19 protein-coding genes, 1 tRNA gene and 1 riboswitch are annotated in these 23,554 nt (G+C 52.7%); of the genes, 13 read left to right on the top strand and 7 right to left on the bottom strand.

Going from position 1 to position 23,554, the window contains the following annotated elements:
- Window positions 1-106: 106 nt before the first annotated feature.
- Window positions 107-514, bottom strand: a complete 408-nt coding sequence (locus tag ACT53D_RS10500; RefSeq protein WP_275357352.1) for a hypothetical protein — start codon at window positions 512-514, stop codon at window positions 107-109.
- Between the two features lie 149 nt (window positions 515-663).
- Window positions 664-776: riboswitch (TPP riboswitch) on the top strand.
- A 27-nt stretch (window positions 777-803) separates the two neighbouring features.
- Here ACT53D_RS10500 and thiC point away from each other — a divergent pair.
- The 5 genes from thiC to ACT53D_RS10475 all read left to right on the top strand — a co-directional run bounded on the left by thiC (window position 804) and on the right by ACT53D_RS10475 (window position 6,010).
- Window positions 804-2,684 carry a phosphomethylpyrimidine synthase ThiC gene (thiC, locus tag ACT53D_RS10495; protein ID WP_476156090.1) on the top strand — a complete coding sequence of 627 codons (1,881 nt, stop codon included), beginning with the start codon at window positions 804-806 and terminating at the stop codon, window positions 2,682-2,684.
- Window positions 2,685-2,843: 159 nt separating this feature from the next.
- The gene (locus tag ACT53D_RS10490) at window positions 2,844-4,499 is read left to right on the top strand and encodes a hypothetical protein (RefSeq protein WP_476156088.1); all 1,656 of its coding nucleotides are present in this window, start codon (window positions 2,844-2,846) and stop codon (window positions 4,497-4,499) included.
- A gap of 110 nt (window positions 4,500-4,609) precedes the next feature.
- Window positions 4,610-5,125: a hypothetical protein gene (locus tag ACT53D_RS10485; RefSeq protein ID WP_379074026.1), complete on the top strand. Its 516-nt coding sequence runs from the start codon at window positions 4,610-4,612 to the stop codon at window positions 5,123-5,125.
- Window positions 5,126-5,361: 236 nt separating this feature from the next.
- A complete protein-coding gene (locus tag ACT53D_RS10480; protein WP_476156086.1) occupies window positions 5,362-5,625 on the top strand; it encodes a hypothetical protein in 264 nt (87 codons plus the stop codon).
- Between the two features lie 97 nt (window positions 5,626-5,722).
- Window positions 5,723-6,010, top strand: coding sequence for a hypothetical protein (locus ACT53D_RS10475; protein WP_194749024.1), 288 nt, complete (start codon window positions 5,723-5,725; stop codon window positions 6,008-6,010).
- Window positions 6,011-6,130: 120 nt separating this feature from the next.
- On the opposite strand, the gene ACT53D_RS10470 is transcribed toward ACT53D_RS10475, so the two are convergent.
- The gene (locus ACT53D_RS10470) at window positions 6,131-6,664 is read right to left on the bottom strand and encodes a YaeQ family protein (protein WP_476156084.1); all 534 of its coding nucleotides are present in this window, start codon (window positions 6,662-6,664) and stop codon (window positions 6,131-6,133) included.
- 165 nt (window positions 6,665-6,829) lie between these two features.
- Between ACT53D_RS10470 and ACT53D_RS10465 the strand changes: the two genes are divergently transcribed.
- The 4 genes from ACT53D_RS10465 to ACT53D_RS10450 are packed head-to-tail and all read left to right on the top strand — an operon-like array spanning window position 6,830 to window position 13,220.
- A complete protein-coding gene (locus ACT53D_RS10465; protein ID WP_476156082.1) occupies window positions 6,830-7,489 on the top strand; it encodes a TetR/AcrR family transcriptional regulator in 660 nt (219 codons plus the stop codon).
- Window positions 7,486-8,952, top strand: a complete 1,467-nt coding sequence (locus tag ACT53D_RS10460; protein ID WP_476156080.1) for an efflux transporter outer membrane subunit — start codon at window positions 7,486-7,488, stop codon at window positions 8,950-8,952. The genes ACT53D_RS10465 and ACT53D_RS10460 overlap by 4 nt, the downstream gene beginning before the upstream one ends.
- A 6-nt stretch (window positions 8,953-8,958) precedes the next feature.
- Window positions 8,959-10,152 carry an efflux RND transporter periplasmic adaptor subunit gene (locus ACT53D_RS10455; RefSeq protein ID WP_476156078.1) on the top strand — a complete coding sequence of 398 codons (1,194 nt, stop codon included), beginning with the start codon at window positions 8,959-8,961 and terminating at the stop codon, window positions 10,150-10,152.
- On the top strand, window positions 10,149-13,220 hold the full coding sequence (locus tag ACT53D_RS10450; protein WP_476156076.1) for an efflux RND transporter permease subunit: 3,072 nt from the start codon (window positions 10,149-10,151) through the stop codon (window positions 13,218-13,220). Before ACT53D_RS10455 ends, ACT53D_RS10450 begins: the two co-directional genes overlap by 4 nt.
- A gap of 102 nt (window positions 13,221-13,322) precedes the next feature.
- Here ACT53D_RS10450 and ACT53D_RS10445 read toward each other — a convergent pair whose 3' ends face one another.
- The 3 genes from ACT53D_RS10445 to nudB form a co-directional block, all read right to left on the bottom strand.
- On the bottom strand, window positions 13,323-13,751 hold the full coding sequence (locus ACT53D_RS10445; protein WP_476156074.1) for an HIT family protein: 429 nt from the start codon (window positions 13,749-13,751) through the stop codon (window positions 13,323-13,325).
- Window positions 13,751-14,848: a quinolinate synthase NadA gene (nadA, locus tag ACT53D_RS10440; protein WP_379074037.1), complete on the bottom strand. Its 1,098-nt coding sequence runs from the start codon at window positions 14,846-14,848 to the stop codon at window positions 13,751-13,753. The genes ACT53D_RS10445 and nadA overlap by 1 nt, the downstream gene beginning before the upstream one ends.
- A gap of 75 nt (window positions 14,849-14,923) precedes the next feature.
- On the bottom strand, window positions 14,924-15,379 hold the full coding sequence (nudB, locus tag ACT53D_RS10435) for a dihydroneopterin triphosphate diphosphatase (RefSeq protein ID WP_194749015.1): 456 nt from the start codon (window positions 15,377-15,379) through the stop codon (window positions 14,924-14,926).
- A gap of 177 nt (window positions 15,380-15,556) precedes the next feature.
- Between nudB and ACT53D_RS10430 the strand changes: the two genes are divergently transcribed.
- The 3 genes from ACT53D_RS10430 to ACT53D_RS10420 are packed head-to-tail and all read left to right on the top strand — an operon-like array spanning window position 15,557 to window position 21,149.
- Window positions 15,557-16,885 (top strand): TolC family protein, encoded by a 1,329-nt coding sequence (locus ACT53D_RS10430; protein WP_194749014.1) that lies wholly within the window; start codon window positions 15,557-15,559, stop codon window positions 16,883-16,885.
- A 4-nt stretch (window positions 16,886-16,889) separates the two neighbouring features.
- Window positions 16,890-18,050, top strand: a complete 1,161-nt coding sequence (locus ACT53D_RS10425; RefSeq protein ID WP_228518865.1) for an efflux RND transporter periplasmic adaptor subunit — start codon at window positions 16,890-16,892, stop codon at window positions 18,048-18,050.
- A 3-nt stretch (window positions 18,051-18,053) separates the two neighbouring features.
- Window positions 18,054-21,149 (top strand): efflux RND transporter permease subunit, encoded by a 3,096-nt coding sequence (locus tag ACT53D_RS10420; protein ID WP_476156071.1) that lies wholly within the window; start codon window positions 18,054-18,056, stop codon window positions 21,147-21,149.
- Between the two features lie 296 nt (window positions 21,150-21,445).
- On the opposite strand, the gene ACT53D_RS10415 is transcribed toward ACT53D_RS10420, so the two are convergent.
- Together ACT53D_RS10415 and ispH are read right to left on the bottom strand one after the other, a co-directional pair.
- A tRNA-Thr gene (locus ACT53D_RS10415) sits at window positions 21,446-21,521 on the bottom strand.
- Window positions 21,522-21,586: 65 nt separating this feature from the next.
- Window positions 21,587-22,549: a 4-hydroxy-3-methylbut-2-enyl diphosphate reductase gene (ispH, locus tag ACT53D_RS10410; RefSeq protein WP_476156278.1), complete on the bottom strand. Its 963-nt coding sequence runs from the start codon at window positions 22,547-22,549 to the stop codon at window positions 21,587-21,589.
- A gap of 117 nt (window positions 22,550-22,666) precedes the next feature.
- On the opposite strand from ispH, the gene purU reads away from it, so the two are divergent.
- Window positions 22,667-23,521, top strand: a complete 855-nt coding sequence (gene purU, locus ACT53D_RS10405; protein WP_379074045.1) for a formyltetrahydrofolate deformylase — start codon at window positions 22,667-22,669, stop codon at window positions 23,519-23,521.
- The last annotated feature ends 33 nt before the right edge of the window (window positions 23,522-23,554 follow it).

The raw sequence follows: 23,554 nt of genomic DNA, 5'->3' as shown, positions 1-23,554 counted from the left end.
TGCTGCCTGCGCATGACGTTCGTCACACGCATAAATAGTTATCGGCAGGCAAGCATCAAACTAAAACTGGATAAACCCGGGTTAGAGACCTCAGTTCATCTATTCGCTATTGGCCAAAGGCATGGCAAATCAGCTGCCATGAAATGGTCATAAAGCCGATGGTCGTGAGCACGAAGCTGATGGCAGAATAAACTTTCCATTTGGTTTTGTTCCAGAAGTCGGGATCAAATGCTGCAATCACAAACACGGTCGGGTTGGTAAAGCCGCCAATGGCCACGCAGACACAGGCAAAATAGTGCAACTCTATGCCTGCGGCCTTGGCTGCGCCATAAAATCCCAGTCCAAACAGGGCCATAAGGGCGTAGTCGACATGGGCGCGTATCATGGTTTTATAGTCCACCAAAAACTCGCCATCTATACCCTTGATCGGAAACCAGCGGGCAAAAGTCATCAGCCATGCAGACAAAATCAACGCAGTGATACAAGCCACTGCACCTATTAATAACACGTTCATATTTTCTCTCCTGAGCCTATTAAAAAATTAACCCGTGATGTTTTTTGTGTCGGGCAGGTGAATTGTAGACAGGTCTGTCTACTTGTCAAGCGCAGGCAGACGCAAAACTTTGTTTTACTTGCGTTATCAGGCGTTTTCCCGCACAATTCGTCCGTTGCTAGGGGTCTGTAAATACTTCATTTTGTGAGGTTTTTGCAGTGAGAGTTACCCTTCGAACCTGATGCGGGTCATACCGCCGTAGGGAATGCAAGTCTTCGCATCCTTACGTCTTTTCTTTTAAGGATGCCTAATGAACGCTATTGATAAGAACATCAAATTCGTCAACGCGGATGCCAAAGTTGACGAAGCTGCTACCAAACCGTTTGCCAAATCGCGCAAAATTTACGTTGAAGGTTCACGCCCTGATATCCGTGTGCCATTTCGTGAAATTTCACTGAGTGATACCCCTTCCAGCTTTGGTGGGGATACCAATCCACCTGTGGTTGTGTATGACACTTCCGGCCCTTACACTGACCCGAATGTAGAGATCGATATCCGTAACGGTCTGCCAGCGTTGCGTGCGCAATGGATTATGGAGCGGGGTGATGTAGAGCAGCTGGATGGCCCGACGTCTGAATTCGGTCATCAGCGCCTGGTCGATCCAGAGTTGTCACAAATGCGGTTTAACCTGCATCGCAAGCCACTGCGTGCCAAAGCGGGTAAAAATGTCAGCCAGATGCATTATGCGCGGCAAGGCATCATCACACCCGAGATGGAATTTATCGCCATCCGCGAAAACCAACGCCGTGAAAACATGAGCGAGCTGCTGCAAACGCAACACCCTGGCCAGAACTACGGTGCCAGCATTCCCCCTGTGATCACGCCAGAATTTGTGCGTGACGAAGTGGCGCGTGGCCGTGCCATTATCCCTGCCAACATCAACCACCCGGAAATCGAGCCCATGATTATTGGCCGTAACTTTTTGGTCAAAATCAATGCCAATATCGGTAACTCGGCGCTGGGTTCCTCCATCTCTGAAGAAGTGGAAAAAATGGTGTGGGGCACCCGTTGGGGTGGCGATACCGTGATGGATCTGTCCACTGGTAAAAACATCCATGAAACGCGCGAATGGATTATCCGTAACTCACCCGTGCCAATTGGTACCGTGCCTATCTATCAGGCGCTAGAAAAAGTAAACGGCAAGGCCGAAGACCTGACCTGGGAAATCTTCCGTGACACGCTGATTGAACAGGCAGAGCAGGGCGTAGACTATTTTACGATTCACGCCGGTGTGCGCCTGGCTTACATTCCAATGACCGCCAAACGCATGACCGGTATCGTGTCACGTGGCGGCTCCATCATGGCCAAATGGTGTCTGGCTCACCACAAAGAGTCTTTCTTGTACACGCATTTTGAAGAAATCTGCGAGATCATGAAGCAGTATGACGTGTCATTCTCGCTGGGTGACGGCTTGCGTCCAGGCTCTATCTACGATGCCAACGACGAAGCCCAATTTGCCGAGCTGAAGACCTTGGGTGAGTTGACCCAGATCGCCTGGAAGCACGATGTGCAATGCATGATCGAAGGCCCTGGTCATGTGCCTATGCACATGATCAAGGAAAACATGGACCTGCAACTGGAGCACTGTGGTGAAGCCCCGTTCTACACGCTGGGCCCATTGACCACCGACATTGCGCCTGGCTATGACCACATCACTTCCGGTATCGGTGCGGCCATGATCGGCTGGTACGGCTGCGCCATGCTGTGCTATGTGACCCCGAAAGAGCATCTGGGCTTGCCGGACAAGGAAGACGTCCGCGTAGGCATCATTACCTACAAAATAGCGGCGCATGCCGCTGACCTGGCCAAAGGCCATCCTGGCGCCCAGATCCGGGACAATGCCTTGTCCAAGGCGCGTTTCGAATTCCGCTGGGAAGACCAGTTTAACCTCGGGCTTGATCCTGAAAAAGCCAAGGAATTCCACGATGAAACCTTGCCGCAAGAAGGCGCCAAACAGGCACACTTCTGCTCCATGTGTGGACCGCACTTCTGTTCAATGAAAATTACACAGGATGTGCGCGACTACGCCGATAAACTGGGGGTGGATGAACAGGTGGCGCTGGAAAAAGGCATGCAGGAAAAAGCCATCGAGTTTGTGAAAAAAGGCGCTGAGGTTTATCAAAAAGTGTAATTTTTTGGTGCCTTAAGCTTGTAAAAACCGGCCTCGTGCCGGTTTTTTTATGGCCAGCAATCTTGTCATTTAGTCCACAAAATGACTGTTTTTTGCGCCATGTCGCCATGGTCAAACGCGCTATAGTTTGCCATCACAATCGCGGTCAGGAGACTGCACATGCCAGACAATCTGCACACCAGTATCGTCAGGGATTTTCGGCAAACTTTGCTGTGGCCCGTGCAATTGATGACTGATCATCTTGTCCCCGGCGCCGTAGATGCGCCCTGGGAAACACTCAAGGCCATCAAGGATTCGCCCTGGGTAGAAATTGAGGACGATTTTTTACACAGCGCCCCGCACTTAAGTGAAACGCGCTATCAAGAGTTCGTCACCTTTATGCCTTTTGCCCAGCGTTTTTTATATGGCGAGGGTAAGCATGGACATGCTTCTGGCGGCTATGGCGAATCGCCACTGCATATATTTAGCCGTCAGGATATCCGTGCCGTCCGTATCACCTTGCCGGAGCATGCGACCCCGCTCACTTTGCGCGTCGCGCATATCGAGCTGTATTTCTTTTTTGATATTGATGTTGCCATGCTGGCGCTAGAAGTGACCGCCAGTGATCTCGCGCTTAACGACGCTATGGAAATCCTCTACCGTCTGGGCCGCACCTATCCCAATTACTGGGATGATACCGGCGAGGGCGGGCATTGCGCAAAACGGGTTGAGTGGCTGGATCAGCACGATCAGGTCATTGCTGCCTCTGATTATGAAGACAAGGCCCGCTACCTGGCCTTTGTGAAAGAGAATCACGTCCCTTGTGTCTCATTGCACTGGTCAGCACTGATGTCGCCGCTCGTACAACATTACTCCGGCCAGTCTGGCGAGTTGCGTTACCGTGAAATTGAATATCAGCGCATGCCCTTGATGGCTTATCTGGCGTTTGACGATGTGAGTACCTTGTCGCGCGGAGATTTGATCCGGCTGGGCCTGGTTTGCCAGCCCTGGCATTCAGATACCTTGCCGTTTAGTGAGCAGTTTTTGCAAGACTTTGAGCAACAGCATTGCTATGACCGCTACTGGGATGAGGTCCGCCAAGACCCCTGGAGCACCACGCGCATAATGTGTACTGGCCAGAATTTTGTCGTGGTCGGCAGTCATCAGCACCGCGTGTTCAGCAATGACAAAAACGGCATCAAGCGCCATTACCAAAACCAGTATTTTCTATTGTTCTTAATCGCCCATTTTCAAAAAGCGGCCTTGCTGATGCTGTCAGACCGCATGGTGCAAGCCATCAGCCGCCTGAATATGCAGAGTGAGGACTCGGTCAAATCTTTCCGCAACAATATCCGGCATGTCACGGCCGTGTTTCTGCGCTTTACCCACCGCTACTGGTTTGAAAATGTGTCTGATCAGGCCGTCGCCAAAGACCTGTTTGCCTTGATGCTCAAGCAACTTGATTCGGTCAGCCTGTTTGAGAAAACTCGCCGCCGCATTATGGATATGGCCGAATATCTGGAAGGCGAAGAAATCAAGCGGCAGGCGGATACGGTCGTCCGCCTTACCGTGGTCACTATTCTGGGCCTCATCGGCACCATGACCAGTGGCTTGCTGGGCATGAATTTAATCGACCTGACCCAAACCACTCTGCTGGAGAAGCTGGCATATTTTGGTATCGTCTTTGTGCCTGTCAGCCTGCTTACTTTTTATACTGTGATTAAATCGCGTCGGCTGTCATTGTTTCTGGATGCGCTTTCTAATGAGAGCACAGGCATGCGCTATAAATTATCAAAACTGGCCCGTGTATGGAGCGGCCAATTAGAGGACCGTTAGTGATTCTGTTGGCGTGAGCCTGTTTCAGCCATACAGGTGTTAAAAAGTGAATCTTCAACGCATTCTTCTATCCATCAATATATTGATGACAATATGGATAGGAGAACACGATGAGACGCAGACTCTATTTTGTTTTACCCAATCTTCACAGTGCTCAGGCCGTGATGAATGAATTACTGCTTGATCGCATTGATGAAAATCACATCCATTTTCATGCCCGGCATGAACATTTGCTAGCGCAATTACCAAAAGCCGGTGCCGTAGAAAAATCCGATGTTCTTTATAGTGCGATGGCCGGGTTTGTCTTTGGCGCAATCGTTGGCTTGTTAAGCGGCTTACTCGCCTGCTTTTTCCCGTGGTGGTTTGGCGAAGTTGCTTTCACCGTGATTCCGTATTGCATGGTCATTGGAGCACTCGCCTGTGCTGCGTGGGCAGCGGCCATCGCGACTGCGGCGCCAGGGTATCGCTTGCGTGCCCACAGTCAACAGCTGGAGCAAGGCAATATCCTCATGGTTGTATCCGTCCCATTGCGCAGGTTACGCGAGATCAGGCAGCGCCTGATGCTACGCCATCCTGAAGCCTTGTATGGCGGTGTTTGGCCCGCCGAGCATCGCTTGTTTCCTTGAGCATACCTCTGGTTTGCTGGCATTCACCTGGCGAGCAATTTCAGCGCATTGGTTGGCTAGGCACTTACTTTCAATAGCCATCATAAATAATGATATATGCCGTTAGGTATATACCAAACTACGTATATCGAGAGATTCTTTCTTGTCTGCTGGCTGGCAATATGCAAACCATCGTGATTGAGCAAACATGTAAACGAGAAGACATGAATCACATTAACCGTATAAGGAGACACATGATGCGTAAATTTATTTCTGTGGGTTTTATGGTTTCAAGTTTGTTCGTGGCCTCAACGGCCGTGGCATTTGAAGGTGAGAAAAATATTCAACAAACCGCGCATACACAGCATTTTTTAAGCAAACGGCCTTATGCCACACCTGCCGTGGTGGCTAGCGCAGCGGCTGATCAAGCCTGGGTAGGTGCGACTTTGGTTGTAAATCCTGCACCCGCACAAGCGCAGCAAGTGATGAAAATGCATCAATTGTCCAAACGTGCGTTTTAGTCAGGTAGTTGTCAGGTAACTATGCCACCATAAACCTGACCGGTACTCACCCTAACGGTAAAAACTATTAAAGAATGAGCGATTTAAGGAGCGTAAAATGAGTAAATTGTTATTAGCAGTACTGGTAACATTTGGCTTCATGGCGAATGTTCAAGCAGGCGATACCTCTGACGCTGAGAGTGGTGTACACAATCTGCATCAGAACCACTTCCTCGGCAAGCGGCCTTACAGTAAAGCCCCACAGGCAAAACAGCAAAGCCCTGAAGATAAATGGGAAGGCACAGGCTTGATCACAGATAACCCGGATAAAGGTCTGGATAAGCACCAGCAAATGCGCCTGAATTTTATTGGCAAGCGTCCATACATGGGCTCACCGGCAGACTGAATTTAATTGAGTGCTGTTGAGTGTCGGCTGTGCCGGTGCAACAAAAACCCTTCATGTGATCCATGGAGGGTTTTGTTTTTGAGCCTGTGCTCAATCAGCTTCCAAGGCGGAAGAAGGATGCTAGGCCTTGAGGATGACGGGAGAAAGCTCAAAACTCCCGTTGTCATGACTCACTAATAATTGCTGATCTTGTATGGTGACGCTCATGCTCAGGCTGCGTGAGGCAGCGGCTGTGAGTGCCTGGGTTTCCGGCAGGTTAATCACCGTGACATTATCCAGTTTAAGCATGGCTTTTTGGTGTTGCTCCCACCACATCTCTGCAGTTCTGCCACCATAAAGCACTTGCACCACTTGCTTGGCTTTTCCGCAGGCTTTGCGAATCTCACGCTCGTCAGGCAGGCCGACGCCTATCCAGCGTTCTATTGCCCCGGTAAGGTCTTTTTGCCAGAGATCCGGCTCATCGTCGTCACTCAGGCCTTTGCCAAATTGCAAGGCTTCATCCGCATAGAGCACAAACGCCAGCAGTCTGACCATCAGTCGCTCTTCTGTTTCCGAGGGGTGCTTGGCCAAGGTCAGCATATGCGTTTGATAGTAATGCCTGTCCATATCCGCAATATTGAGATTGATTTTATAAATGGTGGATTTGAGAGCCATGGCGACTGCCTGCGATTAAAAAGTGCAGCGAGTATAACAAACTAAACTATGCTCTTAAGCGCTTTGTAGCCAGCCAGATACAACAAACTGCTTGCGCTTTTTTAGAATCTTCATAAAATTGAAAATAAAACGTTTTATTTTTATTTTATGGATACGCAGGACGACATGCCTTCTACACGCACAGCCGCAGCCAAACCTAAGGTGGGGCGGCCAAAAACCGGGACAACACAGGAGCGTCACGCCCAATTTCTGGCGCAGGCCCTCGAACTGTTTATGACCGAGGGTGTGGCACGGACCAGTATTGCGCGGATTGCCGCAACCTGTGGCGTCTCGACGCGAACCATTTATGAGCGTTACAGCAACAAGGATGCGTTATTGATCGCGGCGCTCAAGCACATGGTGGAGCAGGATGTGCGTGCCATGACCAATCTTGACCAGTTAGCCGACCCGTCGCTGGCCATGGTGCTCACGCATATCGGGCGCCTGATGTTGAAAAAAGTCCTTGAACCGCGCATGGTGTCTTTTTTCAGGATTGCGGTTTCAGAAGTCTCTCATTTGCCAGAGTTGACGCGTGCTGTGAAAGAAGTGGGGCCGGAGCGCATTTATCAAATGTTGGCAAATATCTTTAAAACGTATGCGGATAAAGGCGAGTTGCCACAACTGAATTTTATGCGGGCGGCTGAGTCTTATTGCGAGCTACTGATCGCCGGCCCTCGCCATAAAGCATTATTCGGGGTGCAAGAAGCAGATTGGGATGCAGAAGCACACATTGCATTTGTGGTGCAGTTATTCTTGAGAGGATTACACGGGATGGAACAAAAATGAAGCAGCCTGTCTTAAAGGTTGCGGTAAACCTGCGTCGCCTGCCGCTATGGTTGGCTGTCGTGTGTTTGCCGCTGGCGAGTTGCTCGGTGATGGATGAATACATCCGCCCAAAACCCAAGGTAGCTACAGAATGGCAAGCGCCGTTGCCGCATGGCGGCAATCTGGCGTCGCTGAACAATTGGTGGGGGCAATTCAACGATCCTGTGCTTGACCATCTGCTCACTGAGGCACAGAAAGAAAGTCCCTCGCTTGAAATTGCGCTGGCCAATATCCGTGTGTCGCGCGCCAATGTCTTGTCTGCCCGTGCGCAAGGGATCCCTGATTTAACTAGCACCGGCAGTGCCACCAAGAGTAAAGGCGGTGGTGGTGGCGCGTTTCCGGCCAGTACCATTGAAGTTGATTCGATTTCACTGGATGCCAGCTGGGAAGTGGATTTGTTTGGCAAGGTGAAAGCCGCCAAGCAGGCAGCCAAAGCGCAACTGGAGTCCAAGAAAATTGCCTGGCACGATGCACGCTTGAGCCTGGCCGCCGAGGTAGCAAATAATTATGTCAATTACCGTGCCTGCCAGGCATCGGTAGACGCCCTGCAACAGGCCTATGACTCTCGTAAAGAGACCGCGCGTTTGACAGGCATTTCTGCCAAGGCTGGTTTCTCCGCTCCGTCAGACCTCGCACTCGCAGAGGCAGCGACACGCGCCAGTGAGTCTACGCTGGATGGGCAGCAAGCCGAATGTGATGGACTGGTAAAAGCGCTGGTGGCGTTGACCAATTTGCCTGAGCCTGAGTTGCGTCAATGGTTGGCGAAAGGCAAAAGCTTGCCAGAGCCTGCCATGTTTGACGTGCAGGCCTTGCCGGCCAGTTTACTGACCCGGCGCCCAGACCTGGCCATTGATGAGCGCAACTTGGCGGAAGCCAGTGCCAATATCGGCGTCTCCAAAGCCCAGATGTACCCTAGCCTGACCCTGACCGGATCGATCGGCTATCGCCGCACCAACTTTAATGGCACGGTGACACGCACCGACTCCTGGTCGTATGGCCCTTCTCTCAAGTTGCCGATTTTTGATGGCGGCACTTTGCGTGCGGATCTGGCAGAAGCGCGTGCCAATTACGATAGTTTGCTGGCAACCTATCAGCAGGATGTGCGTAATGCTGTCAAAGAAGTAGAGCAGGCTTTGGTGAATCTGGAAAGTGCTACCCGCCGTGCCACCTCCGAGCAGGCCAGTGCCCAGCAATATCAGCAATATTTCAAGGCCGCCGAGATCAACTGGAAATCAGGCGGGCTGGATTTATTGTCACTCGAAGATGCCCGCAGGCAAAAAATTAATGCCGAGCTGAACCTTATCACCCAGCAAAAAAACCGTGTGTTGCAGTGGATTGCGTTATACAAGGCATTTGGTGGTGACTGGCTGGAAACACAGGCGACGGTGAAACCCATCATCCTCAAGCCCATGGAAAAAAGGTAAATCAAAATGGCGAGCAGACTGACAAAAAAAACCAAATTCTTAATCATTGCGGCCGTGCTGGTGGGTGTGAGTGCCTGGTTCTGGCAACATCCGCGGCATCAGGCCGAGCTGGCAGAAAAACGTGCTAACCGCGCGGCCGTCAATCAAACTGAAACAGAACATGCGCCGCAGTCAGCGGGCAAGGGCAAAGCCGCCCTGAGCGTGGAGGTCACCCGGCCCGTGAAGGTGCAATGGCAGACGACTCTGATGCTAAATGGCAGCGTCTATCCCTGGCAAGAGGCCCTGGTCAGTGCGGAAATTGCCGGATTGCGCATACAGCAAGTGCTGGCCGATGTCGGCGCGCAAGTGAGCAAGGGGCAGTTGCTGGTTGTCCTGGCCGATGAAACCGTCAGGGCGGATTTGCAAAAACAGCTCGCCACGGTTGAAAAAGACAAGGCCGCGCTGGCCGAGGCAAAAAGTAATGCAGACCGTGCGCGCGAAATCAAGGACAGTGGCGCGCTATCGGCGCAAAAAATCAATGAATACATGATTGCCGAGCAGACGGCACGCGCCAATCTCGCTTTATCCGAGGCGGAGCTGGAGAACCAGAAAATCCGCTTGCGCCAGACCAAAGTGGTGGCGCCTGACGATGGCGTCATTTCATCACGTTCTGCCAATTTGGGGAATGTGGTGTCGGCCGGGGCGGAGTTATTCAGGCTGGTGCGGCAAAGTCGTATTGAGTGGCGCGGTGAGGTGAATGCAGATCAGCAAAACGCTTTGCATGCCGGACAAGCGGTCAACCTGAGTTTGCCGGGCGGCAAGAAGGTAGCCGGGACCGTGCGGTTGATTTCGCCGACCGTCGACAACAATACCCGTAATGCGCTGGTGTATGTGGATATTCCCAAAGGCAGTGCCAAACCTGGCATGTATGTGCAGGGGCAGGTGGATATCGGCCAGCAGCAAGGGTTGGCGGTCCCACTGAGTGCCGTCACCTACCGCGATGGCTTTGCCTATGTGTTTGAACTGGCGCCATCCGGGGCTGACGGTATCAGCCAGGTCGCACAGCGCAAGGTACAAACCGGCCGTACCCGCGAGCAGCTGATAGAGTTGCTTGGTGGCGTGGAGGCAGGGGCCGCGCTGGTGCTCAGTGGTGGCGCTTTTCTCAACGATGGGGATAGGGTCAAAATCGTGACGGTGACCAAACCTGAGGCTGCAAAATGAATTTTTCAGCCTGGTCTATCCGCAGTCCGGTTCCCGCCATTCTGCTGTTCGTGGTGTTGAGCTTTCTTGGTCTCAAATCACTTAATCAATTAGGCAAACAGAACTTTCCGGATATTGAGCTGCCGGTGATTTCGGTCAGTGCGACGCTGGAGGGCGCGGCCCCGCCACAGCTGGAAACCGAAGTGGCCCGCAAGATTGAAGACAAGATTGCGACCATTGGTGGGATCGAGCATATGACCACCAAAATTACCGATGGCAGTGTCAGCATCAGTGTGCAGTTCACTATAGATACCAACAGTGAAGAGGCACTGAATCTGGTACGCAATGCGGTTGATAGCGCGCGCTCGGAGTTGCCCGCTGCGGTACTGACGCCTACCGTGTCCAAAGTGACGACCTCGGGCAGCGCGATCCTCACTTTCGTCGCCTCGGCTGACAATATGGATGAAGGCGAGCTATCGTGGTTTGTCGACAACGAAGTGAGCAAGGCCATGCTGGCAGTGAATGGCGTGGGCAAGATTACGCGTACCGGTGGCGTAGACCGCGAAGTGCAGGTTAATCTTGATCCGACCTTGATGGCGGGTTTGGGTGTCAATGTCAGCGATGTGTCTGCACAGCTCAAACGCGTACAGCAGGATGCCTCGGGCGGGCGAGGGGATATTGGCGACAATATTCAGTCGGTACGCACCCTGGGCGCCTTGCATAGTGCGGATGAAGTCCGCAATCTGGATATTCCCATCGGCGATGGTCGCCACATCAAGTTGTCGCAAGTGGCGGAGGTGATTGATACCTATGCCGAGCGCACCACCTATGCCAGCTATGATGGCAAGCCAGTCATCCGGTTTGAAATTACGCGTAGCAAAGGCACCAGTGAGGTGACGGTGGCCAAAGATGTGCGTGCCGCGCTGGAAAAATTCAGGGTCTTGCATCCACAAGTGAAGATTGTGGAGGCTTTTAACATGGTCAAGCCGGTAGAAGATAACTATCACGGCTCCATGCAATTGCTGTACGAGGGGGCATTGCTCGCTATTCTGGTGGTGTGGTGGTTTTTGCGCGACTGGCGCGCCACCATTATTGCCGCCGTCGCTCTGCCTTTATCCATGATCCCGACCTTTGCATTTATGCAATATTTCGGCTTCTCGCTCAATATTCTTACTTTGCTTGCCATGGCGCTGGTGGTGGGGATTCTGGTCGATGATGCCATTGTGGAAATCGAAAACATTGTCCGCCACCTGCGCATGGGCAAATCCCCTTATCAGGCTGCCATGGAGGCCGCTGATGAAATCGGCTTTGCGGTGATTGCCACCACATTTACGCTGGTGGCGATTTTTCTGCCCACCGCATTTATGGGCGGCATACCGGGTAAATTCTTTAAGCAGTTTGGCATTACGGCGGCCATTGCGATCATGGGCTCGCTGGTCGTCGCCCGTTTGTTGACGCCGATGATGTCAGCCTATTTGTTAAAACCGCACCCAGTCAAGGAAGAGCAAATTTCTGGCTTTATGCGCGCTTACTTACGCAGTGTGGAGTGGTGTTTGCGCCACCGCAAAACCGTGGTGCTGGCATTTGTATTGTTCATTGTCGGCTCATTGAGTTTGATGCCACTGTTGCCTAAAGGCTTTGTGCCTTCCTCTGACAGTAGCCAAACCAAGGTCAATATTGAGTTGCAGCCGGGGACCGCGCTGGAACAGACGCGCGAAGTGGTTAGTCTGGCAGAGCAGATCGTCAAGCAGCACCCGGAAGTGAAAGCGGTGTTTAGCGCCGCGGGCACGGCCAGTACCGGTGGGGGTGGCCCCAATGCTTCGCAGAATAGTACGGATGTGCGCAAGGGCAGCCTGGTGATTAGTCTGACGGATCGTAGTGAGCGGCATCAGAAGCAATCCGAAATTGAAGCCGAGTTACGTGAGCGACTCAAGGCCTTGCCTGGCGCACGTGTCAACGTCGGCATTGGGGAATCCGGTGAAAAACTGCAGATCACACTGGCCAGCGATGATGGCATTGCGCTGGGTAATGCCAGCCAACAGCTGGAGCAACAATTGCGTACCTTGAGCGGTGTCGGCAACATCACATCCAGTGCCAGCCTGCAACGGCCAGAGGTGCAGATCATCCCCGATATCGACAAGGCCGCCGAGCTGGGGGTGACGGTAGAGTCGATTGCACAGGTGATTCGCATTGCTACCTCTGGCGACTTCTCCAATACCATGCCCAAGCTCAATTTGCCTCAGCGCCAGGTGCCAATCCGGGTGCGATTGGGTTCCAGTGTACGCACCAGTTTGCAAGAAATTGCCCAACTGCGGGTACCCGCACGCAACGGCAGTGTTAGCCTGGAAACCGTGGCCACCGTTCGCATGGGCAGTGGGCCGCAGCAAATTGACCGTATGGACCGCATGCGTAATGTGACCTTCGATATCGAACTCAACAAGCGTCAGATTGGTGAGGTCATGCGTGAAGTACAACAGCTGCCCGCCATGCAATCGCTGCCGCCCAGCGTGAAGCAGCTGGAGTCAGGTGACGCCAAACGCATGAACGAGTTGTTTGCCAGCTTTGGCGGCGCCATGGTCATCGGCGTGATGTGCATCTATGTGGTGCTGGTCTTGCTGTTTGGCGACTTTCTGCAACCAGTGACCATCTTGGGGGCGCTGCCCTTGTCACTGGGTGGGGCCTTCTTTGCCCTGCTGGTCACCCACAACAGCTTCTCCATGCCGAGTGTGATTGGGTTGTTGATGTTGATGGGTGTGGTGACCAAAAACTCGATCTTGCTGGTGGAGTACACCATCATGGCCAGAAAAGAGCGCCAGTTAAGCCGGTTTGATGCGATTATCGATGGGTGCCATAAACGTGCGCGGCCGATTGTCATGACCACCATTGCCATGGCTGCCGGTATGCTGCCGATTGCACTGGGCTGGAGTGCGGATCCTAGCTTCCGCGCGCCAATGGCGATTACGGTGATTGGCGGATTAATTACTTCAACCGTGCTGAGTCTGGTGGTGATCCCGGTGCTGTACACCTACGTGGATGATTTACTGGGATGGTTGAGGGGCGTAAGCAGCTGGCTTAAGAAGCATGCTTAGTGCACCCGCACGAAATGGTGATTACGATAGTGATGAGGGTTGGTATGCGTTACAACAGCTGTTGCAACACTAACTCCTAAATATCGAGGAGCTCTTTAAGCTTTAGCTATTGAGCGCACATTCCACTCGCATAGTTACAACGCGTTGTAGGTGATCCCGAACATCCTGTCTCATAGGCTGACTCTCGGAATCCCGCATAGCGCTGCCCCAGTGGCTATTCGGAAAGTGTTTGTCACTCTCGAATCTTGGCAACACATGCCAGTGCATATGCGGCGTTTTATTGCCCAGGCTAGCCAGGTTGATTTTATCCGGATGTATGACTTCCCGCAGCGCTGTTTCGACAGCAAACACGACTTTCATGGTGCGTGCTCGCGCTGCGGGAGGCAGGTCGGTCATTTCTTTGACGTGTGCAATTAATTCCACCCGGCAATAGGCAGGGTAATCTGCGTCGTGCAATAACACTACCCGGCAAAAATCATCCTGCCATAGCAAGTCGTAGGGGGTTGGTTGGCACAGCGGGCAATCACGCATCAGGAAACGGCCAGCATTCTATCCAGTGTGAGTTTGGCCAGTTTGGCTTCATGCGCGGGCACTTTAATCTGGTTGACCACATTACCTTCGGCCAGGTTTTCCAGGCACCAGGCCAGGTGTTGCGGGTCAATACGTGCCATAGTTGAGCATTCGCAAACCACATGGCTCATGAACTGAACCAGCTTGTTTTGCGGTTTCATTTCTTCGGCCAGGCGTGTGACCAGGTTCAATTCGGTGCCTACCAGCCATTTCGTCCCAGGCTCGGCTTCACTCACGGTACGCAAGATGTATTCTGTAGAGCCAACATAATCTGAGTTAATGCAGACCTCAAACGCCGTTTCCGGGTGAGAGATGACTTTGCCATCTGGATGCTGGGCACGGAACTGGTCGATATTCTGTTTGCGGAACATCTGGTGTACTGAGCAATGACCTTTCCACAGCAGGATTTTTGCGTCTTTGATTTGCTGTTCGGTCAAGCCGCCCATGGGCAGATCTGGATCCCAGACAGGCATTTGCTCTAATGGGATACCCATTTTGTAGCCGCTCCAACGGCCCAGATGCTGATCCGGGAAGAACAGGATTTTTTCGCGCTGGCTGAAGCCCCACTCCAGGATTTTGGGGGCATTGGTGCTGGTGCACACAATGCCGCCATGTTCACCACAGAAGGCTTTCAGGTCTGCCGCGGAGTTGATATACGTGACCGGTGTGATGGTTTCATCAAAATCAAGGACTTTGCTGAGTTCGCGATAGCTACGCTCAACCTTGGCCAGATTGGCCATGTCTGCCATGGAGCAGCCTGCGGCCAAGTCTGGCAAGATCACGACCTGATCCGGGCGGCTCAAGATGTCAGCCACCTCGGCCATGAAATGCACACCCAGAAAGACGATGTATTCCGCATCCAGGCTGTCACAATATTTAGACAGTTTCAGTGAGTCGCCAGAGTAATCCGCATGGCGGTAAACACTCTCGTGCTGGTAATGGTGGCCCAGAATCACCAGTCGCTTACCCAGCTTTTCGCGGGCAGCCAGAATACGGGCCTGACAGTCATCGTCTTTGGCCGACTGGAACTTTTCAAATTTGATAGTGGCGGTTTGCATGGTCATAGCCATTAGTTGAGGGTAAAACGCTATTTTACAACCGATGTGGATTTATCCCAATTGCAAAGCTGGCAATTACAGTGTTAAACGGTGTTTTTCACCGAGTCGTCTAAGGGCATCCACATTCGTCCAGCTGAAGACTTTTTTAGCCGCTTGCCGCCAGTCCACCCATTCATAGTGCGTGTGTTCGTCTGGCGCCAGCGTGACTGGTTGTGGTTCCGGCAGACACAAGCCAAACAGGTGCTCGGTGTTTTGCATGACGCCGGGCGCATATCGGTGACGCCAATGCGGATAGATTTCATACACATTGCTGGCGTGCCAATCTTCAAAGTCGTAAGCCAGCGCGTCCAAGCCGGTTTCTTCCCGCACTTCGCGGATCGCTGCCTGATAGGGCGATTCTTCTGCTTCTATGCTCCCGGTCACTGACTGCCAGTATCCCGGTTTGTCCGTACGCTCCATCAACAGGACTTGCAAATCTGGCGTATGAATCAATACCAATGCGGAAACGGGAATCTTGAAATGTTGTGTCATAAGGAGGATTGTCTATAAAGCCCGCGGCCTTGTCCATGGCTGACGGTGTTTACAATAGACTCTTTTTTGTCAGGATGCGTTCAGTGAAAGATTGTCGTAAGCAGATAAGCCTACTATGATAAGGATAATCAGGTGTATACCATAAAAATTTAAGTGATGAGCACAGGGATAGGTGTTATGTTGAGGCGTCAGCAGGGCTGGCTTTGCGTGTTGCTGATGGTCTGTTTAGAGGCGGTTGCGGATTCCGGTGTCGCTCCAGCAGTTGCATGGGACCAGCTCAGCCTGCAACAGGCAGAACTTGTGTTTGCAGGCAATAACCGTGATCTGCTCGCTGCCAAGCGGGCGATTGAAAGTGCAGAAGCCGATACCCTGATTGCTGGCCAAAAACCAAACCCGGTCTTGTCACTCGGCCTTTCCAGTCTCAACCTCAATCGCGGCCAAGGCAATAAAAACCAAAACGGCAAACGAGACCTGTTGGATCAAACCTATAACTCGGCGGTGCAGGTCACTCAGTTGTATGAGCGTGGTGACAAGCGGGCACTGCGTTCTGCCGTGGCGGAAAGTGCGGTCAAAGCGAGCCGGCTCGACCTGGGGGAAACCTATCGTCAACAGGCGTTGGCCATGGCCAATGCCTATTTTGATCTCAAACTTGCCCAGGAAAGTCTGCTCATTCAGCAGGCGAATGTCAGTAGTTACGAGAAAACACTGCAGGCAGCGCAATTGCGTCTGAAAGCAGGCGATGTGGCGTCGGCGGATGTAGCGCGCATCCGGGTAGATGCCCTGCGGGCCAGCAATGATTTGCGCCAGGCTGAGGCGACTGTGCAAAAAGCGCAAGCCATGCTGGCTTACTTGCTTGGCAAGGATCAGGATGCGAGTAAGCTCCGTGTGACGGACCCCTGGCCCGCCCTGATTACAGAGCCCTCGGCCAATCCAGCGGCTGAGAAAGACACTGGCTGGTTACCACAACGTCCGGATGTGAAGGCTGCTGAAGCGCGCATGGAGCAGGCCCAGCAGACCAGAAAGCTTGCGGAGTCGCTCAAGGTCAGAGATTTTACCTGGTCGTTTGCTTACCAGCATTTTCCCGGGCAGGAGCCTGGATCGGCACCAGATACCATAGGCGCTTCATTGAGTATTCCTTTGTTTACCAATTATCAGTATGAGGGCGAGGCCGCACGGGCTGAAGTTGGCTATACCAGTGCAATCGAGGCCAGAGAGCGTGTGCAGGCGGCGGCGATTGCCGAAATGAGGCAGGCCAAAGCAGATTTGGATGCCGCGATTGATAAAAATCGACGTTTTGACCAGAGCATTCTGCGTGAAGCGCAAAACGCAGCAGATGCGGCAGAGTTTGCTTACAAGCATGGCGCCATGAATGTCATGGATTTGCTCGATGCCAGACGTATTTTACGCACGCTCCAACTGGAGGCAGTCAGCGTCAAAGCTGATTATGCCAAGTCCTTATCCGCCTGGTTAGCGGCCACCCGCCAGGCATTTGTCTATCAAGAATAATTTTATGATGCGCTCATTCACTTCCATGGCTTCCCCCCCTGCTACCGTCAAGGCGATGCGCCAGATCGTATTTATCTTGTGCGCGATAGGGATTTGCATGGCTTCAGCCATGGCTGCAGACAAAAATGCCCGAGTGCCCGCGCAACCAGCCAACCAGATTGTACTGACGTCGGGTTCGCCACAATTAAACAGTCTCAAAATTGAACCCGTCACCGAGATCCCGGTGCCGGTGACCGAGCCCCTCAACGGCAAGATTGTGTTTGATGAAAACCGGACAGCACGGGTGTATTCGCCAGTGGCCGGACGAGCGCTGAATATTCAGGCACAAGTCGGCGAAGCCGTGAAAGCCGGTCAGCCCTTGCTGGTGATGGACTCGCCGGATGTGGGGGCGGCGGTCGCGGATGTGCGCAAGGCGCAGGCCGATTTGGGGCTCAAGCAACAGGCGCTGGAGCGTAGCCGCATGCTGGTTGAAGGCGGGGTGCTGGCCAGAAAAGACATGGAAGTCGCACAGGCGGATTGGGCGAGTGCGCGTGCAGAACATGAGCGCGCGATGGCGAGGTTGAAAAACCTGCGGGTGTCGACCGGGGCAAGTGATCGCTATGTCGTGCGCTCGCCAATCGCGGGGGTGGTGGTTGACCGGAAAGTGAATCCTGGCAGCGAGGTCCGCCCCGATGCGGCAGATCCTTTGTTTTTGATCACGGATCCCAGCCATGTCTGGGCCAGTATCGATTTGCCAGAGCGGGACTTGAGCCGGATTTCGCAAGGGCAAAAGCTCAGTGTCCAGGTGGATGCCTATCCTGACGAGGTGTTTGACGGCGAAATTAAAACAATAGGCATCATGGTAGACCCGGCCACGCGCCGGATTCCTGTGCGTTGCCTGCTCGACAGCAAAGGCAAGCTCAAGCCAGAAATGTATGCGCGCATCACGCCGCTGGATACCAGCCAGCATCGCGTCATCCGCGTGCCCAACAGTGCCCTGATTACCGAGGGACTCTACAGCTATGTCTTTGTAGAAGAGCAGCCCTTGCATTTTAGCAAGCGTAAAGTCGTGCTGGATTTACAACGGCGGGAATATGCCACCGTGAAAACCGGCTTAAACCCGGGTGAGCGCATCGTGACCAGCGGCGCCATTCTGCTCAATTCAGATTTGTCCGTGAGTAAATAGGCGATGTTAAAAGGCTTGATCACCTTCTCACTGCAACAGCGTGTATTTCTGCTGATTGGCGCGGTTGTGCTCATGATTTTTGGCTGGTTTGCGGTGCAAAACCTGCCAATTGAAGCGTTCCCCGATGTTGAAGATGTGCACGTGATTATCGTGACACAATCGCCGGGCATGGCGCCAGAGGAGGTCGAGCGCGTCGTTTCACTGCCGATTGAGCATGGGATGAGCGGGGTGCCGGGACTGGCACAAATCCGTTCGGTGTCTATTACCGGGCTCTCCGTGGTCACCCTCACTTTTGCCGAGCGCACGCAAGATTATTTTGCGCGGCAGCAGGTGTTAGAGCGTTTACAAGGGGTGAGCTTGCCCATCGGCTTGCAACCCACGCTGGCACCGCTGACGACGGCGGTGGGGGAGGTTTACCGCTATTTGGTTGAAGCACCGGCAGAGATGCCGCAACGCGAAATCCGCGCTATCCAGGACTGGAAAATTATCCCGCAATTGCGCATGGTGCCAGGGGTGGCCGATATCACCAGTTTTGGCGGGACGGTCAAGGAATACCAAATCAAGCTGGATCCTTACCGCTTGAAAAAGTTTGATGTGAGTATTGATCAGGTTAACCAGGCGGTCAGCAACAACAGCAGTAACGTGGGTGGCGGACTCATGCACAGAGGCGACGAGTCGCTGGTGGTGCGTGGCATCGGCCTGTTTCGCAGTCTGGATGATATTGCGCAATCCGTGGTGGATACGCGGGATGGCAAGCCGATTCTGGTCAGCGATCTTGGTCAAGTGGTGATTGGTGATCGCCCCCGTTCGGGCATCGTTTCCTTTAATCAGCAGGATGACATTATTGAAGGCATCGTGCTGATGACCAAGGGCCAGAATGCCGCCAAAGTGATCGACGCCTTGCGCGAGAAGGTGGATCTGGTCAATCAGACCCTGCCGCCCGGCGTCAAAATCGTGCCTTTTTATGACCGCACCGGCCTCGTTCACCACACCGTGCATACCGTGGCAGAAAACCTGATTGTCGGCGCGTTGCTGGTGGTGACGATTCTGGTAGTGTTTTTGCGCAACTGGCGCGCCGCCCTGATTGTGGCTTCGGTGATTCCGTTATCCCTGTTATTTGCCTTTATTGTCATGGATTTACGCGGTGTCTCCGCTAACCTGATCTCGCTCGGGGCGGTAGACTTTGGCATTATTATTGACAGTGCAGTGGTGCTGGTAGAGGCGCTGATGGTGCGCCTGGCGGTGGCTGAGGTGGATAAAACACAAGGCAATATGGGGCTGGCCTGGCGCATGCAGACGCTTAAAAGCACGGCGATTGATATGGGGCACCCGATTCTGTTCTCCAAAGCCATCATCATCACTGCCTTTTTGCCGATTTTTACCTTTCAACGCGTAGAAGGAAAAATTTTCTCGCCGATGGCATTCACCTTGAGTTTTGCCTTGCTGGGCGCCATTATCCTGACTTTGACGCTGGTGCCAGCCTTGTTGTCATACACCATGAAGCGTGAGGATATGGCGGAAAAGCACAGCCACTGGATGCAAAGCTTGCAAAATGCCTATCGTCATATTTTGCTTAAAACCCGCAAATGCCGCGCATGGGTAGTCATTTTATCCGGGGGCATTTTGGTTATATCCGTGCTCTCTGCGCCCATGTTAGGCTCGGAATTCCTCCCCAAGCTGGATGAAGGCAATATCTGGCTCACCGTTGATTTGCCACCCTCGGCTGGCCTGGAAAAAACCAAAGAGATCGAGCGAGAAATCCGCAAGATTCTGAATAGCTACCAAGAGGTGAGGTTGGTGGTGTCGCATGTCGGACGGCCAGATGACGGCACCGACCCTAAGGGGCCTTATCACATGGAGATTCTGGCTGATCTCAAGCCGCACAGCGAATGGAAGTTTGCCGATAAGGAATCGCTGATCAAGGATATGTCGCGCCGTATCCACGAGATTCCGGGCGTGCCTACCAACTTTTCGCAAGTGATTCAGGACAGTGTGGAGGAGGCGTTGTCTGGCGTGAAAGGTGAAATTGCAGTCAAGATTTTTGGCCCCGATTTAACGATTCTCGAGCAGAAAGCGGCAGAGGTGGTCGATGTCATCAATCACGTCCGTGGCGCAACCGATGTGGCGGCAGTCCGCATTTCAGGCAACTCTGAGCTCGATATCACGCTGAACCGTGCCCAATTGTCGCGCTATGGCCTGATGGCGGGCGATGTTAACAATACGGTACAAACCGCTTTAGCCGGTAATCCGGCCAATACGTTTTACGATGGCGACCGGCATTTTGATGTCACGTTAAGGCTGGACAGGCCTTTCCGCGATTCTGTGGATGATATTGACGAGTTACCGATTGCCTTGCCAAATGGAAACGGTAGCATCCCGCTCAGCGAAGTGGCCGAGGTGACCATCAAAGAAGGGGCTTCTCGTGTCAGCCGCGAATCAGGCTCGCGTATTGTCTCGATCAAAGCCAATATTACAGACCGCGATCAGGGCAGTTTCGTGCAAGAAGCCATGCAGCAGGTCGAGGCACAGGTCAAACTGCCGCCTGGCTATAGTATGACCTGGGGTGGGCAATTTGAAAACCAGCAACGGGCAATGAAGCGGTTGATGGTGATTGTGCCCTTGTCAGTGTTGTTGATTTTTGTCTTGCTGTTTTGGGCATTCAAGTCGGTCAAAAACGCCTTGCTGGTGTTGCTGATGATTCCGTTTACGCTGGTGGGCGGCCTGGCGGGGCTGGCCGTGGCCGGACTGCATTTGTCCGTCTCTGCGGCCGTCGGTTTTATTGCGCTGGCCGGCATTTCGGTGCAAAACGGGGTGATCATGGTCGAGCAGATCAAGAGTTTGATGCGCGAAGGCAGAGAACTGTCAGAGTCGGTGATTGAAGGCGCGGTTGCCCGCTTGCGCCCGATATTGATGACGGCCTTGATGGCCGGGTTGGGCTTGATGCCAGCGGCGCTCTCGCATGGCATTGGCTCCGAAACCCAGCGGCCGTTTGCGGTGGTGATTGTCGGTGGGTTAATTACCGCGACCTTGTTCACGCTGTTGTTATTGCCTTTGCTGTTCCCGCTGTTTTCCGACCTGCGCCGTTCGCGCGTTCCATAATCACCAATTTGGTTCTATTAAACCAGATTGGTGGTTGATATCAATCAATTCGTGTGGGCGAGTGCGCCCCATGTCTAGATTTATTCAATTAAAATCAAGTGCTTGGACTGTTTAAATGATTTGGCACAAATCATGCATACGTGAATCAGTGTAGTGGAATTCAATCGCAATGGCAGTTAACAACAATCACATGCGAGTTTCCCGACTATCCTTTCCCGAGGATATTGCTTGCCCCAAGCTGAAATGGCTTGGGCTTTTTTTTGCCGGTGGCCGGTCGGAAGTTTTTGATGTGTGAATGGTGCCGGAGAAGGGAATCGAACCCCCGACCTTTTCATTACGAATGAACCGCTCTACCAACTGAGCTACACCGGCAAACAAGGCGAACATTGTTTGCCAATCTTAGCAAGGGACGGCCAGCCAATCAATGCGGCAAGCGTTTAAACCGTGCTGCGCTTCTCTGCATTGACCAGGTTTTTGGGCAGCTGGAACACGACGTTTTCCACTACCCCTTGCAACTCTTCCACCTGGTTAGCCCCCATGTTTTTCAAAGCAGCAATCACTTCCTGTACTAACACCTCAGGGGCTGAGGCACCGGCAGAAATGCCGATTTTCTTTTTACCTTGTAACCAGTCTGCTTGCAGGTGGCTGGCATTATCGACCATATAAGCTTCTACGCCCTGGTTTTTGGCAACTTCACGCAAACGGTTTGAGTTAGAGCTATTGGGTGAGCCGACAATAATCACCAGATCACAGTCTTTGGCCATGATTTTGACCGCGTCCTGCCGATTTTGCGTGGCGTAGCAAATATCATCGCTTTTGGGTGCCTTAATGTTGGGGAAGCGTGTTTTGAGGGCGTTGATGACCTGAGTGGCGTCATCCACCGATAAGGTGGTTTGTGTCACATAGGCCAGTTTGTCAGGGTCGGTGACAGTGAGGGCGGTCACCTCTTCCGGGGTTTCCACCAGATACATGCCTGCTTCGGATTGGCCCATGGTGCCTTCGACTTCTGGATGGCCTTTGTGGCCGATCATAATGATCTCCAGACCATCTTTACGCATTTTGGCGACCTCGATATGCACCTTGGTCACCAGCGGACAAGTGGCGTCAAACGCCGTCAGGCCGCGCGACTCTGCCTCTGCGCGCACCGCTTTGGAAACGCCATGCGCACTAAAAATCACAATGCTGCCTGCCGGAATTTTTTCCAGATCATCGACAAAAATGGCGCCTTTGTCGCGCAATTGACCGACGACAAATTTGTTGTGAACCACTTCATTGCGCACATAAATCGGCGCGCCGAATTTTTCGAGTGCCTGTTCGACAATAATAATGGCACGGTCTACGCCCGCACAAAAGCCACGCGGGTTGGCCAATACGATCTCAGGTGTCACTTCTGTTTGCATAATGAATTCCGTCAAGAGTCTGCTGCTGTCTGCGCCTGCAACTGCCAAGCTCAACCACAAGGGCTGGCAGGCATCAGGTATAATCTGCATTTTTGTTGCTCGCTTAAAGCCCATGTTATGAAAAACACTGCTACCTTGCTGATTACCTGCCCGGATACCAAAGGGATTGTGGCGGCGATTGCGCAATTTTTGTATGAGCACAATGCCAATATTTTACACGCAGACCAGCATCAGGATGCGGAAAATAATCTGTTTTTGATGCGCGTCGAGTGGGACCTGACCAATTTCAATGTGGCGGTGGCCGATTTTGAGCAGGCATTTGGCCCGGTGGCGCAACGCTTTGCCATGACCTGGCAACTCAAATTGTCTGAGCAAAAAACGCGCATGGCGATCATGGTGTCGCAATATGATCATTGCCTGGTAGACCTGCTGCACCGTCATCATAGTGGCGAGCTGGCCTGCGAGATTCCGCTCATTATCAGTAATCATAAAGATACGGAAAAACTGGCGCAGTTCTATGGCATCCCGTTTCACTATTTGCCGATGACCAAGGAAACCAAGGCTGAGGTTGAAGCACAGCAGTTTGCCTTGTTTGATCAACACAAGATTGACCTGATTGTGCTGGCACGATATATGCAGATTCTGTCCCCCGAGTTTGTCGCACGTTATCCTCAGCGGATTATCAATATACACCATTCATTTTTGCCAGCCTTTATCGGTGCGCGCCCCTATCACCGTGCCTTTGAGCGCGGTGTGAAGCTGATTGGTGCGACCAGCCATTATGTGACTGAGGTATTGGATGAGGGCCCTATTATTGAGCAGGATCTGGCGCGTATTTCTCACCGTGACCAGGTGGAGGACCTGATTCAGAAAGGCCGTGATCTGGAACGGGTTGTGCTCTCCAAAGCCGTACGCTGGCATATTGAGCATCGTATTCTGCTTTATGCGAACAAGACCGTGATTTTTGATTAACACGTATCTTTTAACAATAAAAAAACCGAAGCA

It is taken from the genome of Methylophilus sp. DMC16, from assembly GCF_056314045.1.
The sequence above is the reverse complement of the archived record's forward strand: the minus strand, read 5'-3'. Positions and strand labels throughout refer to the sequence as shown.